This window comes from Flavobacterium tibetense (assembly GCF_003293845.1).
Lineage (GTDB): Bacteria > Bacteroidota > Bacteroidia > Flavobacteriales > Flavobacteriaceae > Flavobacterium > Flavobacterium tibetense.
Genome location: NZ_QLST01000004.1, coordinates 1 through 18,860, shown reverse-complemented (window position 1 = coordinate 18,860; position 18,860 = coordinate 1). Strand labels below are relative to the sequence as shown.

Sequence of the window (18,860 nt, the reverse complement as noted above, 5' to 3'; positions counted from 1 at the left end):
GGTTTATGGTTTTTAGTTTATAGTTGCAAGAACAATAAACAATAAACTACAAACAGTTAAACCAACTCGTTTTTAATCCAATCGTAACCTTTTTCTTCTAACTCTAAAGCTAAATCTGCTCCTCCTGTTTTTACGATTTTTCCGTCCATTAATACGTGAACGTAATCTGGAACGATATATTCTAACAAACGTTGGTAGTGCGTAATGACTAACACCGCGTTGTTTTCGTTTTTCAATTTGTTTACACCGTTGGCAACAATTCGTAAAGCATCGATATCCAAACCTGAATCAGTTTCGTCCAGAATTGCGATTTTTGGTTCTAACATTGCCATTTGGAAGATTTCATTACGTTTCTTCTCACCACCTGAAAAACCTTCGTTTAACGAACGCGACAAGAATTTTCTGTCCATTTCCAATAATTCCGATTTTTCACGGATTAACTTCAACATTTCGTTAGCTGGCATTTCCTCTTTTCCGTTGGCTTTTCTGCTTTCGTTAATTGCCGTTTTGATGAAATTCGTTACCGAAACTCCTGGAATTTCCACTGGATATTGAAACGATAAGAAAACACCCTTGTGCGCTCTTTCTTCTGGAGCTAATTCTGAAATTTCTTCTCCATCTAAAAAGATTTCTCCTTGAGAAACTTCGTAATTTTCGTTTCCAGCAATAATAGAAGATAAGGTTGATTTTCCAGCACCGTTTGGCCCCATAATCGCATGAACTTCTCCTGCTTTAATTTCAAGGTTGATTCCTTTTAATATGTCTTTGTCTTCTACCGAAGCGTGTAAGTTTTTTATCTGTAACATTTTGTAAATGTGTTATTTATTCTAATTTTAAAAATGATTATCCTACTGAACCTTCTAACGAAATTTCCAACAACTTCTGAGCTTCTACTGCAAATTCCATTGGTAATTTGTTCAATACTTCTTTACTGAAACCGTTTACGATTAAGGCAATTGCTTTTTCGGTTGGGATGCCGCGTTGGTTGCAATAGAACACTTGATCTTCTCCAATTTTTGAAGTAGTTGCTTCGTGTTCGATTTTTGCCGAAGCATTTTTACTTTCGATATAAGGAAACGTGTGTGCGCCACAATTATTTCCCATTAAAAGAGAATCACATTGTGAGAAGTTACGAGCGTTTTCTGCTCTTGCTCCTATTTGCACTAATCCTCTATAACTGTTTTGTGATTTTCCTGCTGAAATTCCTTTGGAAATAATGGTTGATTTAGAATTTTTACCCAAGTGAATCATCTTAGTTCCTGTATCAGCTTGCTGATAATTGTTGGTAACCGCAATGGAGTAAAATTCGCCAATTGAATTATCGCCTTTCAAAACAACTGATGGGTATTTCCATGTAATAGCCGAACCTGTTTCAACTTGTGTCCAAGAAATTTTTGCGTTTTTCTCACACAAACCTCTTTTGGTTACGAAGTTGTAAACACCACCTTTTCCTTCTTTGTTTCCAGGATACCAGTTTTGAACAGTTGAATATTTGATTTCTGCATTTTCCAATGCGATTAGTTCAACAACGGCAGCGTGCAATTGATTTTCATCACGACTTGGAGCCGTACAACCTTCTAAATACGAAACGTAACTTCCTTCATCAGCAATTAGTAACGTTCTTTCAAACTGACCTGTTCCACCTTGATTGATACGGAAATAGGTTGATAATTCCATTGGACAACGAACGCCTTTTGGAATATAACAGAAACTTCCATCAGAAAAAACCGCTGAATTTAAAGCGGCATAGAAATTATCTTTCTGTGGAACGATTGTTCCTAAATATTTACGAACCAACTCTGGATGTTCTTTAATCGCTTCAGAAATAGAACAGAAAATAATACCTTTTTCGTTTAATGTTTTCTTAAAAGTCGTTGCTACAGAAACCGAATCTACCACGATATCAATCGCTACGTTATTCATTTTCTTTTGTTCATCAACCGAAATTCCTAACTTTTTGTACATCGCCAAAAGTTCTGGGTCAACGTCTTCTAATTTTTTATTCGGATCGGCTTTTTTAGGTGCCGAATAATAGGAAATCGCTTGAAAATCAGGCTTTTCATAACGCACGTTTGCCCATTCTGGCTCAATCATTTCTAACCAAGCACGAAAAGCTTCCAAACGCCATTCAGTCATCCATTCGGGCTCTTCTTTTTTCTTTGAAATCGCACGAACAATGTCTTCATTTAACCCAATAGGAAACGTTTCCGAGTCCAATTCGGTATAAAATCCGTATTCGTATTCTTTATTTTCTAATTCGACTTTTAAGTCGTCTTCAGTGTATTTGCTCATATGTTTTATTTAAAAAATCTAAAAAATCTAAAAAACCAAAAATATATCGTTACGACTTTTTATTTTGCTTTTCCAGGTTTTTTAAATATTTAATATAATTTCCTAATTGTTTTGAAATTTCTAAAACATCATTTCTGTGATTATAGAAATTTTCTTCGTTAATATATTCAAGTAATTGTAAAAAATTAAACATATTTCTACATTCGCCTGCAGAACCTTTTGAAAAATATAAAAATCTAATTAACTCTTTTTTAGTCTCTCTTTCAAATCCTTCGGCAATATTATTAGAAATAGATAAAGCCGCTCTTTGCAATTGGTCTTTTAATCCATAATCTTTAGCAATTTTTTCATTTGTTAATGTTAGTTTGTAAACTTTAACTCCAAATTGAAGCGCTTTTTGATAAACCTCCATTTCTTCAAATGAATTGTACTTTGCCATTTTTTAGATTTTTTTAATAATACCTTTTTTGGATTTTTTTGATTCTTTGAATTTTTTTGATTCGTTTACAGCGAGAAACTCTCTCCACATCCACACGTTCTTTGTGCATTTGGATTGTTAAAAACAAATCCTTTTCCGTTTAAACCACCTGAAAATTCTAATATAGTTCCGGCCAAATAAAGAAAACTCTTTTTCTCTACGGCAATTTTTACATTATTATCTTCAAATACTTTATCGTTTTCTCCTATGGTATTGTCAAACTTTAAATCATAAGACAAACCGGAGCAGCCACCACTCTTTACGCCTACTCGAACGTAATCTTGGGCAGCATCAAAACCATCTTCTTGCATCATGCTGATGATTTTTTTACTTGCTGTGTCTGATACTTTTATCATGTCTATTTTGATTTTGTCTAAATTAACGACAAAGATACATGATAAAAAACTTTTTGCAAGATTTCCTAACATTTTTATAACTTATAGTTTGATAGTTTCTATTTATAGTAAATTTCGTAATTTGGCTGAAAATTGTTTGAAGTATGAAATTACATCCTATTGAAGCTGGAAATTTCAAATTAGATGGTGGCGCCATGTTTGGTGTGGTACCCAAAACACTTTGGAATAAAACCAATCCAGCTGACGAAAATAACTTAATTGACATTGCTGCAAGATGCTTATTAATTGAAGACGGAAACCGACTAACGTTGATTGATACAGGAATGGGCAACAAACAATCGGAGAAATTTTTCGGTTACTATTCGCTTTGGGGTGATCATTCGTTAGATAAATCCTTAAAAAATGCTGGTTTTCATCGCGATGATATTACCGATGTGTTTATGACGCACTTGCATTTTGACCATTGTGGTGGAAGTGTGAATTGGAATAAAGATAAAACGGGTTATGAAGTTGCTTTCAAAAATGCAAAATTTTGGACGAATGAAAATCATTGGAAATGGGCTACCCAACCCAACGCTCGTGAAAAAGCATCATTTCTTCACGAAAATTTAATTCCAATGCAAGAAAGTGGGCAATTGCACTTCATCAATCGACCGGATAGTGATTTTGGATTTTCTAATGAATTAGGTTTTGATATTTTTTACGCTGATGGACATACCGAAAAACAAATGATTCCGCACATTAATTACAAAGGAAAAACCATTGTTTTTTGTGGTGATTTATTAGCAACCGCTGGTCATATTCCAATTCCATATGTAATGGGTTACGATACTCGACCATTGTTGACATTGGATGAAAAAACAAAATTCATGAACGCCGCTGCCGATAATAATTACTTTTTGTTTTTGGAACACGACGCTCACAATGAAATTATCACTGTAGAAAGAACCGAAAAAGGCGTGCGTTTGAAAGAGGTTTTTACTTGCTCAGAAATTCTAAAATAATGTTAAGTTGGAGAAAACTGTAACAGATTAATCGTAATATTGACTAATAATAAAATTAAAAAACATACAAATGAAAAGAATTTTTAGACCCTTATATCTAAGTTTAGGTTTAATTTTTGCTCTTGTAAGCTGTGGAACTCCAAAAGTCATTGCTACATCAGTAGAAAACGTTGACCAATTACCTTTAAAAATTACACCATTAGCAGAAAACGATTTGCAACGTTGGAGCCACTTGGATTTTGTAAAAGATACGGTTCCAGGAATGAGCGTGGACAAAGCGTATGCTGAGTTACTAAAAGGTAAAAAAGGACAAAAAGTAATCGTTGGAATTGTAGATTCTGGTGTGGATATCAATCATGAAGATTTAAAAGCGGTAATTTGGACCAATACCAAAGAAATTCCTGGAAACGGAATTGACGACGACAAAAACGGTTACATTGACGATATTCACGGTTGGAACTTCTTAGGTGATGCTGTTCATGAGCAATTAGAAATGACGCGTATCGTAAAAAAAGGTCCAGGAACTCCTGATTATGAAAAAGCGAAAGCTGAGCTAGAAAAAGAAAGAAAAGAATTAATGGGTCCAAAACAACAATTGGATTTCATTTTAAATGCTGAAAAAGCGCTAACAGAATATTTCAAAAAGAGCGATTTCACTTTGGAAGAAGTAAAAAACATTCCTGATACCGAAACTAGTTTAGCCCAACCAAAAGCAGTTTTTACACAAGTTTTATCGCAAACAACCAAAAAAGAATTTGACAAAGAAATGGAAAGTTTCAAAGACTATGTGTATGGTCAATTGAACTACAATTTGAATGTTGATTTTGATGGTCGTTCTATTGTGGGTGATAATCCAAATGATATTACAGATACTAAATACGGAAACAACAACGTGATTGGTCCAGAGCCAAAAGAAGCGAAACACGGAACTCACGTAGCTGGAATTGTAGCACAACTTAGAGGCAATAATTTAGGTGGCGATGGTGTAACAAATAATGCCCAAATCATGACTTTAAGAGCCGTTCCAAATGGTGATGAGTATGACAAAGACATTGCGTTAGCCATTCGTTATGCGGTAGATAATGGTGCCAAAGTAATCAACGGTTCGTTTGGAAAATACTTTTCTCAAAACAAAGAATGGGTTATAGATGCCATCAAATATGCAGAATCTAAAGATGTTTTGGTAGTAATTGCTGCTGGAAATGAATCATACGATTTAGATGTAACTAATAAATATCCAAACGATACGTATGATAACTCTCCAGAATACGCTAAAAACGTATTAATCATTGGCGCACTTTCACCAAGTTACGGTTCAAAAATGGTAGCTAGTTTTTCTAACTACGGAAAAAACAATGTAGATATTTTTGCTCCTGGTGATAAAATTTACGCAACAACGCCATTAAACACTTACGAATATTTACAAGGAACCTCAATGGCTTCTCCAAATGTGGCTGGTGTGGCAACTTTAATTCGTTCGTACTATCCAAGTTTGACTGCGGTTCAAGTAAAACAAATTATCATGGAAAGCGGCACACCAATGAAAAATGAAGTATTGGTTGGCGAAACAAAACAAAAAGTAAAATTCTCTGATATTTCTAAGTCTGGAAGAATCGTGAATGCTTACAATGCCTTGTTATTGGCAGAAAAAATGGCGAAGTAATTACAATTATACTAAAATGTCATTCTGAAAAATTGTTTTTGGAATGGCATTTTTAATTTATAACATTATGAAAAAAATCCTATTGCTTTCCCTTTGTTTTTCATTGGGAATTTTTGCACAAAACAATCCCAATCCAGGTTATTGGCAACAACATGTCGATTACAAAATGGACGTGGATATGAACGTTAACAACTTCCAATACAAAGGAAAACAAGAATTAATTTATACCAATAATTCTGCAGATACGTTACACAAAGTATTTTACCATTTGTATTTCAATGCGTTCCAACCGGGAAGCGAAATGGATGCGCGTTTACAAGCCATTTCTGATCCTGACAAACGTATGGTCAGAACCTTTAAAGTGGCTGACAAAGAAGTAAAAGAAAGTAGAATTAGCACTTTGAAACCAAATGAAATTGGCTATTTAAAAATTTCAGATTTCAAACAAAATGGTGTGGCTGCTAAAACTAGAAGCGTTGGAACTATTTTAGAAGTTACCCTAAACGAACCTATTTTACCAAAACAAAAAACGACTTTCACTTTAACTTTTGACGGTCAAGTGCCTTTACAAGTGCGTCGTTCGGGAAGAAATTCGGAAGAAGGCGTGGCGTTATCGATGTCGCAATGGTTTCCAAAAATGGCGGAATACGACTTCGAAGGTTGGCATGCTGATCCTTACATTGGAAGAGAGTTTCACGGTGTTTGGGGAAATTTTGATGTAAAAATCACGATTGATAAAAACTACACTATCGGTGGAACGGGTTATTTACAAAACAAAAACGAAATTGGTCACGGTTACGAAGATGAAGGCGTAAAAGTGGTGCATCCAAAGAAAACCAAAACCTTGACTTGGCATTTTGTGGCACCAAATGTTCACGATTTCGCTTGGGGAGCTGATAATGAATACATTCACGATAAAATTTTAGGTCCAAATAATGTTGAATTGCATTTCTTCTACAAGAAAAACGTGAAAGACATTCAAAATTGGAAAAATCTTCCAGCTAAAACCGCGGAATTATTGGAATATTTTAATGCTGCTATTGGCGAATATCCGTACAAACAATATTCAGTTATTCAAGGTGGCGACGGCGGAATGGAATATGCCATGTGTACTTTGATTACAGGCAACAGAAGTTTTCCAAGTTTAGTTGGTGTAACGGCTCACGAATTGGCTCATATGTGGTTCCAACATTTATTGGCAACCAATGAATCCAAACACGAATGGATGGACGAAGGATTTACGTCTTTCATTTCCAATTTAGCCATGCAAAAAGTATTGCCTTCAAAAGAAGATGGAAACAATCCTTTTGAAAGTGCTTACAACAATTACCGTTATTTAGTAAAATCAGGTAAAGAACAACCGCTTTCTACTCATGCGGATCGTTTTGATTTAAATATGGCGTATGGCATTTCGGCGTATAGCAAAGGAGAAATCTTTTTGGCGCAATTAGGCTATGTTATTGGAGCTGAAAATTTAATGAAAACCATCAAGCGTTATTATCACGATTTCAAATTTACACATCCAACACCAAACGATATCAAGCGTTCGGCTGAAAAAGTATCTGGCGCCAATTTGGATTGGTATTTGTTGGATTGGACACAAACGACCAACACCATCGATTACGGAATCAAAGCCATTGAAGAAGTTTCTGGAAAAACAAAAATTACATTGGAACGAATTGGAAGAATGCCAATGCCAATTGATGTTTTAGTGGTTTATGAAGACGGAACGCAAGAAACTTTCTACATTCCAAATCCATTGATGCGTTGGGAAAAAGAAAATCCATATCCATTAGAAAGAACGGTCTTAAAACCTTGGGATTGGGCGTATCCAACATTCAGTTTTGAGATTAATAAAGCCAAAAGTGCTATTGTGGCTTTGGTTATTGATCCATCCGAATTAATGGCTGATGTGAATTTAGAGAACAACGTTTACGAGAAAAAATAAATCAAAAATTACCAATAAAAAGCCATCGCAAAAAACGATGGCTTTTTTTATACCTTTGCGCCATGGCATTTGATTACCCAAAACACGAAAAACTAAAAAGCAAAACCGCGATAGATTTACTCTTTTCGCAAGGAAAATCAGTTTCTAAATATCCGTTGCGTTTGGTTTTTGTGGAAAATCCTGATGGAAAAGAAAAAATGCAGATTGGCGTTTCGGTTTCTAAAAAACATTTTAAAAAAGCGGTTGATAGAAACTATTTCAAACGCTTACTTCGTGAAGCTTATCGATTAAACAAACATTTATTACATGATAACATAGAAAAAAATCATGTTTTTATGTTGCTTTACCAAAGTAAAGATCGCCTGAGTTTTCAGGAAATTAATGAAAAAACCGTACAACTTTTCGAAAAATTTGTAGCAAATCTGAAGTAAACCGAAATATTGGTTTAATTTTTGCGCATTATTCTTTACATTCGTAAAATATTAGAAATCAATTTTTAAATACTATGAAATTGTTCTTCAAAAGAAAAGTATTCCTTCCTATATTGGCTACCCTATTTCTATTTACAGCCGTAAGTTTCAAAAACGATTTTTTTGAAATTGCCAAACAAATCGAAATTTTTACAGCTGCTTTTAAAACCGTGAACCAAAACTACGTTGATGAGACCAATCCTGGTGAATTAATGGATGTGGCTTTAAAAAACATGCTTTCAGAATTGGATCCATATACCGTCTTTTTCAATGAGCAAGACGTTTTGAAATTCAAAATCAACAATACGGGAGAATATACTGGAATTGGCGCCATGGTTCAACGCAAAGAAGGTCGTTTATTTTTAAAAGAAATCTACAAAGGATTTCCTGCCGACAAAGCAGGATTAAAAGCAGGTGATGAAATCATACAAATTGGCGATGTGAGCTTGAAAGACTACAAAGAAGATGCTTCTCAGTTGCTTCGCGGTGCTAAGAAAAGTGTTGTGGTTTTGGAATATATCCGTCAAGGCAAAAAAAGCAAGACCAATTTAATTTTGGACGAAGTAGAAATTAAAGCCGTTCCTTTTTATTCGCTTTTAGCAGACAATTCGGGTTATATTGTGCTTTCTAAATTTACTGAAAAAGCCAGCGCTGAAACCAAAGCTGCCTTTTTAGATTTAAAAGGAAAAGGAGCTACTAAAATCATTTTAGACTTAAGGGGAAATCCAGGTGGATTGTTACACGAAGCAGTAAATATTTGCAATCTTTTTGTTCCAAAAAACGAAACCATTGTAACTACCAAATCAAAGAACCCAAAACACAATAATATTTACAAAACGACGCGCGAACCGTTAGATTTAGAAATTCCAATTGTAGTGATTGTAGATGGAAAAAGTGCTTCGGCTTCAGAAATTGTGGCTGGCGCGTTACAAGATCTAGACAGAGCAGTTGTATTGGGCAGTAGAAGTTTCGGAAAAGGATTGGTACAAAGACCGTTGAATTTATCTTACGGAACACAGGTAAAAGTAACCATTTCGCGTTATTATACCCCTTCTGGAAGATGTATTCAAGCCTTGGATTACACCAGAAAAGACAAAGATGGAAAAGCAATAAAAATTCAACAAAACGAATTCAACTCTTTCAAAACCAAAGGCGGCAGAACCGTTCAAGATGGTGGTGGCGTATTGCCTGACATCGCTTTGGAAGCAACTAAAACCAGTCCAACTACGGATGCATTGGTAAAAAATGACGCTATTTTTGATTTTGTTACCAATTTATATTTCCAAAATCCCAATAGAACAGGAATTCCAACCATCACTGAAGCTGATTTTACTGCGTTTAAAACCTTTATTAAGCAAGAGAAATACAATTTAGAGACCGAAACGGAAGTGGCTCTTAAAACCGTGTTGGAAAAAGCTAAAAAAGAAAAAATTGACGGTGTAATTGCAACCCAATATGACGCTTTAAAACAAGCTTTATTGAAAAGTGAAGACGAAGAAGTATCCAAAAATAAAACAGAAATCATGCGTCTTTTACAAGAAGAATTGCTGATTCGTTACCAATATCGTGAAGGATTATATCAATTTTTTGCAGAAAATAATCTAGAAATTAAAAGAGCACAATCCGTTTTAGCTAACAAAACAGACTACAGCTCGCTTTTGAAAAAATAAACACATGAAAAAATTCACATCTTTACTTTTTTGTTTTGTTTCCTTTTTTGCTTTTAGTCAAGAAGAAGAAGTACATTCCATCTATTTTGAATTTGATAAATTCAATTTAAAAGACGCTCAAATTGAATCGGTTGTTGCATTCGTTAAGAAAATTGACACTTCTCGTGTAGAAACAGTTGAAATCTTTGGTTATTGTGATGACCGAGGAAAAGACGAATACAATTTTGTTTTATCAACACGAAGAGCCAACACGGTTAAAGACAAACTTGTGGAGCGTGGCATCAAAAGTAAAATTATTATTACTTTGGAAGGAAAAGGAAGGATTATGTTGGATGAAGATTTACAAGAAAATGTTCCTGAAGCGCGTTCCAAAAACAGACGTGTTGACGTAGTAGTGAATTTTAAACCAACCACGATTGAAGAGTTAAGAATTCCTGGTGTTTACAGTACTATTCCAAAAGACCCTGTTGTAGGTGATCGTATTTACTTAGAAAGAGTTTTATTTGATAGAGGAAGTAGTAAATTAACCCATAAAGCGAAACAAGAATTAGATAGGGTTGGCAAACTTTTAATGAAATACAAAAACATTGAATTTGAAATTCAAGGTCACGTGTGTTGTACGCCAAGTTTTCAAAAAGAAGCCATTGATAGAGATACCAAAAAACGAGAACTTTCAAAAAACAGAGCACAATCAGTATACAAATACTTTAGTTTTAAACGCATAAACAAATCAAGAATGACCTTCAAAGGCTACGGCAACACCCAACCCTTAGGTAAAGGCAGCCAATTTGATAGACGTGTGGAAATTGTAATTACGAAGATTTAGAAAATCAAATACAAGGGCAAGTTCAAAAGTCAACTTTAAACTCCAAACTTAAAATCAGGAACATGGATTAAAGAAATTTAACTTAAAAAAATGAAATCATTAATTATAGCTGATATAGTTTTTCTATACTTTTTGTTAAAATCAAATAGATAGTTAACACTTCTAAATTTCTTTAATTAACTTTCGCGCTTATTCCCCCATGTAATGAAGATACTTATCGCAGACGATCACGCATCTATATTTGAGCCATTTAAATTCTTTTTTGAAACCGCATTTAAGAATAAAAAACACTCTTTTACAACAGTTATAAATTGCAAAGAAGCTGTCAATGAAATTGAACGTAAAAAATTGAAAAATAGCACTTTTGATTTTGCGGTAATTGACATTTCTATGCCTGGATACGCCGAAAAAGATATACATAATGGAAGTGATTTATGTAAATATCTCAATCAAGAAATGCCAAATTGCAAAACATTTATAAATACTGCTATTCTTGAAAACTTTACTCTTTTTGACTTAGTACAAAACTTAAAACCTGATGGAATTGCTGTAAAAAGCGATATGAAAGCTGAAGATTATATAGCTGCTTTTGAAAAAATATGGCAAGGAGAAATTTTTAGAAGTTCTTCTGTAGATAACAAAGTTAATGAAATATGGGGTTATGAAACCCTTGCTAATGAAACCAATAGAACCATCATTACCTGTTTAGCTAATGGTTATAAAATTAAGGAAATTGCTAATGAACTTCAACTAACAGAGGTAAGTATAAATAAGCGAATTAGTAAAATTAAAAAAGCACTTGAAATTAACGAAACTACAATTTTAAGAGAAGTCAAACGAAGGGGTTATGTTTAACCATACCAAGTGACATAGTTTTTCTATACTTTTAGTTAAATGTGAAATCAAAATTTTGTTTTTGAAATTTTTTATACCAAATTCGCCATTGGTATACCAAAAACAAAATATTAATTTTAAAAATTTAAAGAATTGAAAAAAATGATTTTCAGTGCAGTAGCACTAGTAGCATTCTCATTTGCTGGTATGGCGAATGACGGTACAGTTTAAGAATGTCAAAAAGAATATAAGGCTGCAAAAGACAAATTAATTGCAGATGGTATGAATGAAACTAAAGCTGCGGTAGAAGCTCAAAAGGTTTATCACGCATGTAGAAGTAGAACTGTTTCATTAGAACCATAAAACAATCGAAGAGTTGAGATGCAAATTGCGTCTCAACTCTTTTAAAACTTAAAAAAATGATCAAAAAAATAATTTTTATACTTTTCTTTATAAGTGCAAATTCACAAGAAAAAATTTGTATTACCTATAGGATGGAAAGAATTATACCTGAATTTACATCAAATGCAGAAGAAATTAGACGTACAAATAAGTATTTAGAAAATTTAAAATTTGAGTTAATTTTTACCAAAGAAGTATCAGTTTTTGAACAAACGAATAAATTAACTAGCGAAGAGATTTTAAATAGAACAGCTTATGTTCCAGATGATGCAATTATTTACATACACAATAATAAAAAATATACCGAAAACAGTGAATTTGTAGCAAAGAAAAATAGTTTTCTAATAGAGGAAGAATTTCCTATATGGCAATTGCATAATGAATCTAAAATTATTAATAATCTAAAATGCTTTAAAGCAACTTCTAAGTACACAACTGATGGTAAAAACTCATTTGATATAATCGCTTGGTATTGTCCGAATTTACCATATTCTTATGGACCAGACGGTATTGGAGGATTACCCGGTGTTATTCTTTTTCTTCAACAAGGTTTTGAAGTTTATTCTGCGACTAAAATTGTAAAAGATTGTCCGAAAGAAATATACTTTCCAGATAAAATTAAAATTTTGTCTTACGAGGAATATACCTCTTTAATTAAAAAATTAGAAGAAGAAATGTTTCAAGATTAACTAAATACAAAAATTCTTTCTTCTTTTCCTTGCAAAAAGCTTTTTAAAAGAAATGAAAATACAAGAACTATTGTTAGCGCCACAAACTGGTATAGTTTTTCTATACTTTTAGTTAAATGTGAAATTGAAATTTTGTTTTTGAAATTTTTTATACCAAATTCGCCATTGGTATACCAAAAACAAAGTATTAATTTTAAAAATTTAAAGAATGAAAAAAATGATTTTTAGTGCAGTTGCGCTAGTAGCATTCTCATTTGCTGGTATGGCGAATGAAGTGGAAGAGAAAGAAGAAAAAATTGTTGTAAAAACAAATTGTAGTTCATATGCTATGGCTTCTACCGTTGCAGAATCAAACTATTATGGAAATACAATGTCTTCATCACAATTTGCTGAAGCATATACATTTTATTATAATACTTGTGTAGATGCAAACAATAATGGAGCTATACTATTAGCTCCAGTTTTTGTTGGTTAATAATTAAAAACTTTAGGCTTTTCGATATGAAAAGCCTAAAGTAAAATTTTTTAAAATTAAGAATGAAAAGCTATAATTTAATAATAATTTTATACTTATTTTCCCTAAGTGTTTTTTCTCAGAAACTTGAATTTACATATGGAAAAATAACAACCCCAAACGAAGAAGAGTTAAATAATCTCAAAGATATTACTATTAAAAACAATATTATTGATATGAATAAATCTTTTGAATTAGTTGAATATCAATTATTAATAAATGAAAATATTGCTTCTTTTATGTATATTGAAAAAGTAAACACCCCTAACTTTAACAAAAGGGCAATAACTATGGGTGGTGGGGATGGCACTCGTTATTACGATAATAAAAAAAGCAATGTTATTCATAAAACAGAACTACTTGGAGATATTTACTTTGTTAAAAAAAGGATAGATCATTATAATTGGGAAATCACTAAAGAATCGAAAATAATAAGCGGTTTTTTATGTTATAAAGCTAAAACCAGCTTCCCTTTTGATGATTTTAGAGGAAAAGGTATAATTGAATTAATAGCTTGGTTTTGCCCTGAATTTCCTTATCCATATGGTCCAGATATTTTCTATGGATTACCTGGTTTAGTATTTGAAGCAAATCAAAAAAATTCAAAAATCAAGTTTTATTTAAAAAAAATTCAAAAATTCAATTCAATGCCTGATATAAAAATACCTACTGAAAAAACAATTTCTGAAGAAGAAATGACCACAATTTTCAACAAAGCAATGGAAGATTTAGTCAATCAAAATTAATTACTAAAACTACAATTATTCTAACAACCTCAATATTAAATCATTCTATTTTTTGTAGCTTTTAGCGTGTTAAATAATTGTAAATTACAATGAATTATGCGAAAAATCGTTTTTTTTCTCTCATCTTTTGTTTTGGTTAACCAAAACAAAGTATTAATTTTAAAAATTTAAAGAATAAAATCGAAGATTCATGAACACTAAAAAAACAATAATAATTCGTGAGTAAAAAAATGATTTTTAGTGCAGTAGCACTAGTAGCATTCTCATTTGCTGGTATGGCGAATGAGATTGAGGATAAAAAACTAATTGATGAAACAGTTTTAACAGATTGTGACCAATGTAACCAATGGGCAGATGGACAAGTTGTCGGACCTGACCCAACAAATTCACAATGGATGGATTTTGTAGATTACTGCTATGACCAAAGTAACTGTGACAACCCTCGATTCAGAGACACTGTTAAGAAAAAGAAACTATCAATCGAATAATTAATAATGCTGAATGTAAATAAAGGAGCCCTAGGGCTCCTTATTATAATAAATGAAAACAACACAATTTTTTTTATTTTTGAGCCTATTTAGTTTTAGTCAAAAAATAACAAACGAAGGAAAAATCACTTATAGTACTTTTTATAACGAATCTGAAGCAACAGAGGAATTAAAAAGAAAAAGTTTATGGCAATATCAGTTTGAACTTGAAAAAATTAAAATGGCTGAAAACTTTACATTTGAACTACACTACAAAGACAGTGTGTCTTGTTTTAAAGGCCTGAAAAAATTACCGAGTGATGCTATTGATATTAATAATTATAATTTAATATTAGGTAATTTTTATGGACATATTATATTCTACACAGATAAAGCTAAAGGAGTTAGTCATGAGATAGGCGAAATAAATAGCGAATATGAGTATGTAATAAAATATGATTCAAGTAATTTTGTTTGGAAATACACTAACGAGACCAAAGTAATTTCTGGGTATACATGCTACAAAGCAGAAACAGAATGGAAGTTTCACGCAAGAGGTAAAGATCATGCTTATAAAGTTATTGCTTGGTATTGTCCTGAAATTCCGCTACCCTATTGTCCAAATAAATACCCAAGTTTACCTGGGTTGGTTTTAGAATTATCGGAAGCAAAGAGAACTTGGATAGTGAATAAAATTGAGCTTAATACAAAATCCGACATAAATGACGTTTACATAAATGAGCTTGAAAAAGTAATTGAAAAACAAACTAAAAAAAAATTAAACAGATTTTAACTATTTACGCGTTTTTAAACACCAAAATCCCTAATCCTTTTCCTATTATTTCCTGTTATTTCTTTTTCTCAAAACTTGATTGCAACTATTAAACCTAATTTTGAGAATAAAAGTAACTACACTTTTGTTGAATTTAACTTGGGAAAATTATAATATTCTGTGGGAAAATTCGTTTTTAAAAAGAGTGTTCCCAGAAAAATAGAAAAAATAGAAAATGAAAAAAATTAATCAAAAAATCCTAATAATTATTTTATTAACTCGTTTTTGTTACTCACAAGAAAATTATTCCATTATATATAAAACATACCCAACTTATGGCTCAATTGAAGGTGAAGAAGTAATAAAAAATAGTAAAGTTAATTATATTTATAAAGGTTTAGATCAAGCAATAAAAATTACTGAATTTCAGCTAGACATAAACAGAAATGAATCTTTTTTTTATTTTAAAGACAAATTGTATGAAGATGAAAAAATTAAAAGATTAGCCAAATCATTCTGCGGAAGTAGTGACTTTTACATCAATACGGAGAAAAACTTAAAAATTAAAATAAATTATTTTGCAGAAAAAAAATATTTTATAAATGATACAACTCGCTATGACTGGACAATTCATAATGAAAGTAAAATGATTGATAATAAACCTTGTTATAAAGCAACAACAATAAAAAGAACATTAATAAACGATGTAATTAAAGAAAAGGAAATAGTTGCTTGGTTTTATCCTGAAATTCCAATATCATTTGGACCAAAAGGATATGACGGACTGCCTGGGTTAATAATGGAATTACAAGACGACAAAGTAACTTTTGTTGTGAGTCAAATTTTAAAAGATTCGAAAATTAAAATTTCGAAACAAGATCTCACCAACGTAATTTCTGAAAAGAAATACATTGAAATTGTTAGAAAAGAAAATGAAGAATTTTTAAAAAGTATTGGTTTAAGTGAAATTCCAAAAAAATAAATCGAAATAAAATAAACGCTAAAATCCCTTTTCCTTTTCCTACTATTCCCTGTTCTTTTTTTAAAAAAACATATGGTATAGTTTTTCTATACTTTTAGTTAATGCAAATTCCAGTGATATTGACCACCCAATTCCAATTTAAAGTGACCACCTGATTCCAATTCAAAATGACCACCTAATTTCGGAGCAAAATGACCACCTCCATTTTTCATTAAAAACTACATTTTTTCTTGTGTTAATTTGTGATTCAAATATACTAAAATTACTCTTTGTTAATTCCTCTTTTCTTTCTCATGGATTCGCCTAGTAATTCAATGCGATGGGATTGATGTATGAGTCGGTCTAAAATGGCATCAGCTATGGTTTTTTCTCCGATTATATCGTACCAACCTTGTACTGGTATTTGAGAAGTTACGATTATAGAACCATTATTGTGTCTATCTTCAATGATTTCCAAAAGTGTAATTCGGTTTTGACTATCTAACGCTTGAAGTCCAAAATCGTCTAATATAATGACGTCTTGTCGTTCTATTTTGGCTAATTCTCTCAGATAAGAACCATCGGCTTTAGCCATTTTTAACTTAGCGAATAACTTAGATGTGTTATAATAACTGACTTTATATCCTTGGATGCAAGCTTGATAACCTAATGCGGTTCCTAAAAAACTTTTACCTACTCCTGTACTTCCTGTGATTAATACATTCTGATTTTTCTCAACAAAATCGCATGCAGCTAATCTCAACACCACGTTTCTATCCAGATTGCGTGAAGCATCAAAATTGATATTTTCAATATTAGATTTGTAATGGAATCGAGCGTTTTTAATACTTCTTTCAATGCGACGATTGTGTCTTTCATCCCATTCAGCATCAATGAGCATTGCGATAAATTGGTCTAGCGTGTAATGATCTGTTTTTCCACTTTCAATAGCGGTTTTAAAAGCGTTATGCATGCCATAAAGCTTCATTTGTTTCATTTTGGTTGTGGTGATTTCATTCATAAGTATTTGATTTTAATTTATTTGTAATAGTTTTTTCCTCTGATGTTGTTGTGATTTGGTAATTCAAATTCTTCTTCTTGCTCATTCTCAGCGTTGTCTAAGTTGTTTTCTAAAATGTTTTGGATGGCTTTAAAACTGTAAATCCTAAAATCGAGTGCACGTTTACAAGCGTTGATTAATCGTTGTTTTCCTACTTTCTTCTCAAAGTTTAGTATTCCTAAACAACTTTTATATGCTTGCTCTGGATGATTTCTACTTTCGATAATTTGGATAATATAATCCGCTACAGCTTGGTCAATACTGTTTGCCCAATCAATAAAACGACTAGCACTCCAATCAGCAACAAACTGATGCGTGCTAGCTAAATGTTCAGCAATAGTTGTGTAATGGTAAGGTTTGTAATTTCTGGGATGAATAGCGATTCGGTTGTATTTGTAGAAGATTTCAACCGAAGTTTTGGTATACAAAAGTTTTACTTTTTTTCTCACGTATTGGTACGGAACACTGTAATAACTCTTGTCTTGACTTAATAATGCATGACCGTTCTGCATTACTGTAGCGAAGGATTGGTACTTGATTTCAAAACGTTCTTGAGGTAATGGACGTAGTTTTTGCTTCTCATCTTCTATAAATAATTCATAGCGAGAATACGGTCTTCCTGTGAGCTTTTTGTGATTATGAACATCTAATAAATCCCATATTTGTTGATTTAATTCTTCCAAACTATAGAACTGTTTTTGTTTTAGATGTACATAAATTCTTCGATACAAGATTTTTACAGCTCCTTCTACCAATGATTTATCTCTTGGTTTGTAAGCTCTTGCAGGTAATATGGTAGTTTCGTAATGCTCTGCTAAATCGGCTAAGGTTTCATTAATTGTAGGTTCAAAACGACTACTCTTAATTACGGCTGACTTTAGATTATCGGGAACAATTGCCGCAGGAACACCTTCAAAAAAACGCATAGCATTCTCTACCGAAGTCACAAAATCTTCTTTTTGTTGACTCATTGAAGCTTCTGCATACGTGTGTTGACTTGCGCCTAGTATGGCAACAAAAAACTGAACTTCTTTAATCTCTCCTGTATCTTTATCAACAATAGAAAGTGTTTTTCCAGCATAATCCACATACATTTTATCACCTGCTTTGTGATTCATGTGCATTACTGGATTAACGCGTTTACCCCATATTTTAAAGTGATGTCTAAATTGAGAACTCTTAAAACCATCAGGGTGTATAGCAATATATCGCTCCCACATGTGCTGGACGGTAACACCAACTTTCTTGAGTTCGCGTTCCATTTGTGGAAAAAAATCATGAAGCTTTTGTAGTCTAGGATCTATGCTTTCAACAGTATTCTGTGAAAATAAAACTTCAAGTTCGGCATCTGTTTTGGCATCAATAGCTTCAAAACTTAAGCCTAGAAGTTCAAATAAAGAAATATATTTCTTTACCGTATTTCTTGAAAGTGATAAGTAAATGCTAATAAACAATTTACTCTTACCACTACAGTGAAATTTAATTACTTTTCTAATCTTACTCATGTCTGTTACTTTGTTTGCCATAATCCGTATTTTTTGTACGAATGTATGGGCTAACAACATGAAAAAAAGTAACTGTTTTTAATGTCTAATTTATCCTAAATTTTAGGTGGTCAATTTGGACTGGAATTAGGTGGTCAGTTTGCACCGAAATCGGTGGTCAATTTAGACTGGAAAGTGGTGGTCAATTTGACCGTTTTTTCCAA

19 protein-coding genes are annotated in these 18,860 nt (G+C 32.4%); 13 read left to right on the top strand and 6 right to left on the bottom strand.

Features of this window, described 5'->3' with window-relative positions:
• Positions 1-56 precede the first annotated feature (56 nt).
• From sufC to DPN68_RS04050, 4 genes are all read right to left on the bottom strand, one after another.
• Positions 57-806 carry a Fe-S cluster assembly ATPase SufC gene (gene sufC / locus DPN68_RS04065; RefSeq protein WP_113988376.1) on the bottom strand — a complete coding sequence of 250 codons (750 nt, stop codon included), beginning with the start codon at positions 804-806 and terminating at the stop codon, positions 57-59.
• A 37-nt stretch (positions 807-843) separates the two neighbouring features.
• Complete coding sequence (gene sufB, locus DPN68_RS04060) at positions 844-2,292, bottom strand: Fe-S cluster assembly protein SufB (RefSeq protein WP_113988375.1); 1,449 nt, start codon at positions 2,290-2,292, stop codon at positions 844-846.
• Positions 2,293-2,341: 49 nt separating this feature from the next.
• Positions 2,342-2,731 (bottom strand): four helix bundle protein, encoded by a 390-nt coding sequence (locus tag DPN68_RS04055; protein WP_113988374.1) that lies wholly within the window; start codon positions 2,729-2,731, stop codon positions 2,342-2,344.
• A gap of 65 nt (positions 2,732-2,796) precedes the next feature.
• Positions 2,797-3,126 (bottom strand): HesB/IscA family protein, encoded by a 330-nt coding sequence (locus DPN68_RS04050; RefSeq protein WP_113988517.1) that lies wholly within the window; start codon positions 3,124-3,126, stop codon positions 2,797-2,799.
• A 143-nt stretch (positions 3,127-3,269) separates the two neighbouring features.
• On the opposite strand from DPN68_RS04050, the gene DPN68_RS04045 reads away from it, so the two are divergent.
• From DPN68_RS04045 to DPN68_RS03985, 13 genes are all read left to right on the top strand, one after another.
• On the top strand, positions 3,270-4,130 hold the full coding sequence (locus DPN68_RS04045; RefSeq protein ID WP_113988373.1) for an MBL fold metallo-hydrolase: 861 nt from the start codon (positions 3,270-3,272) through the stop codon (positions 4,128-4,130).
• Between the two features lie 70 nt (positions 4,131-4,200).
• Positions 4,201-5,793 carry a S8 family peptidase gene (locus DPN68_RS04040; protein ID WP_113988372.1) on the top strand — a complete coding sequence of 531 codons (1,593 nt, stop codon included), beginning with the start codon at positions 4,201-4,203 and terminating at the stop codon, positions 5,791-5,793.
• 67 nt (positions 5,794-5,860) lie between these two features.
• Positions 5,861-7,741: a M1 family metallopeptidase gene (locus tag DPN68_RS04035; RefSeq protein ID WP_113988516.1), complete on the top strand. Its 1,881-nt coding sequence runs from the start codon at positions 5,861-5,863 to the stop codon at positions 7,739-7,741.
• 62 nt (positions 7,742-7,803) lie between these two features.
• Positions 7,804-8,172: a ribonuclease P protein component gene (rnpA, locus tag DPN68_RS04030; RefSeq protein ID WP_113988371.1), complete on the top strand. Its 369-nt coding sequence runs from the start codon at positions 7,804-7,806 to the stop codon at positions 8,170-8,172.
• A gap of 74 nt (positions 8,173-8,246) precedes the next feature.
• The gene (locus DPN68_RS04025; RefSeq protein WP_113988370.1) at positions 8,247-9,881 is read left to right on the top strand and encodes a S41 family peptidase; all 1,635 of its coding nucleotides are present in this window, start codon (positions 8,247-8,249) and stop codon (positions 9,879-9,881) included.
• A gap of 4 nt (positions 9,882-9,885) precedes the next feature.
• Positions 9,886-10,707 (top strand): OmpA family protein, encoded by an 822-nt coding sequence (locus DPN68_RS04020; RefSeq protein WP_113988369.1) that lies wholly within the window; start codon positions 9,886-9,888, stop codon positions 10,705-10,707.
• A gap of 204 nt (positions 10,708-10,911) precedes the next feature.
• Positions 10,912-11,562: a helix-turn-helix domain-containing protein gene (locus tag DPN68_RS04015; protein ID WP_113988368.1), complete on the top strand. Its 651-nt coding sequence runs from the start codon at positions 10,912-10,914 to the stop codon at positions 11,560-11,562.
• Between the two features lie 398 nt (positions 11,563-11,960).
• Complete coding sequence (locus tag DPN68_RS04010; RefSeq protein ID WP_113988367.1) at positions 11,961-12,632, top strand: GLPGLI family protein; 672 nt, start codon at positions 11,961-11,963, stop codon at positions 12,630-12,632.
• 217 nt (positions 12,633-12,849) lie between these two features.
• Positions 12,850-13,107 (top strand): hypothetical protein, encoded by a 258-nt coding sequence (locus DPN68_RS04005; RefSeq protein WP_133256561.1) that lies wholly within the window; start codon positions 12,850-12,852, stop codon positions 13,105-13,107.
• Positions 13,108-13,169: 62 nt separating this feature from the next.
• Positions 13,170-13,892 carry a GLPGLI family protein gene (locus DPN68_RS04000; protein WP_113988365.1) on the top strand — a complete coding sequence of 241 codons (723 nt, stop codon included), beginning with the start codon at positions 13,170-13,172 and terminating at the stop codon, positions 13,890-13,892.
• A 230-nt stretch (positions 13,893-14,122) separates the two neighbouring features.
• Entirely contained in the window at positions 14,123-14,380 is a 258-nt protein-coding gene (locus DPN68_RS03995) for a hypothetical protein (RefSeq protein WP_113988364.1), read from the top strand.
• 52 nt (positions 14,381-14,432) lie between these two features.
• Positions 14,433-15,152, top strand: coding sequence for a GLPGLI family protein (locus tag DPN68_RS03990; RefSeq protein WP_113988363.1), 720 nt, complete (start codon positions 14,433-14,435; stop codon positions 15,150-15,152).
• 214 nt (positions 15,153-15,366) lie between these two features.
• Positions 15,367-16,113 (top strand): GLPGLI family protein, encoded by a 747-nt coding sequence (locus DPN68_RS03985; protein WP_113988362.1) that lies wholly within the window; start codon positions 15,367-15,369, stop codon positions 16,111-16,113.
• Between the two features lie 262 nt (positions 16,114-16,375).
• Here the strand turns inward: DPN68_RS03985 and istB are convergent, their stop codons facing one another.
• Together istB and istA are read right to left on the bottom strand one after the other, a co-directional pair.
• Positions 16,376-17,113, bottom strand: a complete 738-nt coding sequence (istB, locus tag DPN68_RS03980; protein ID WP_113988361.1) for an IS21-like element helper ATPase IstB — start codon at positions 17,111-17,113, stop codon at positions 16,376-16,378.
• A 17-nt stretch (positions 17,114-17,130) separates the two neighbouring features.
• Positions 17,131-18,678 carry an IS21 family transposase gene (istA, locus tag DPN68_RS03975; RefSeq protein WP_113988360.1) on the bottom strand — a complete coding sequence of 516 codons (1,548 nt, stop codon included), beginning with the start codon at positions 18,676-18,678 and terminating at the stop codon, positions 17,131-17,133.
• Positions 18,679-18,860: the final 182 nt, after the last annotated feature.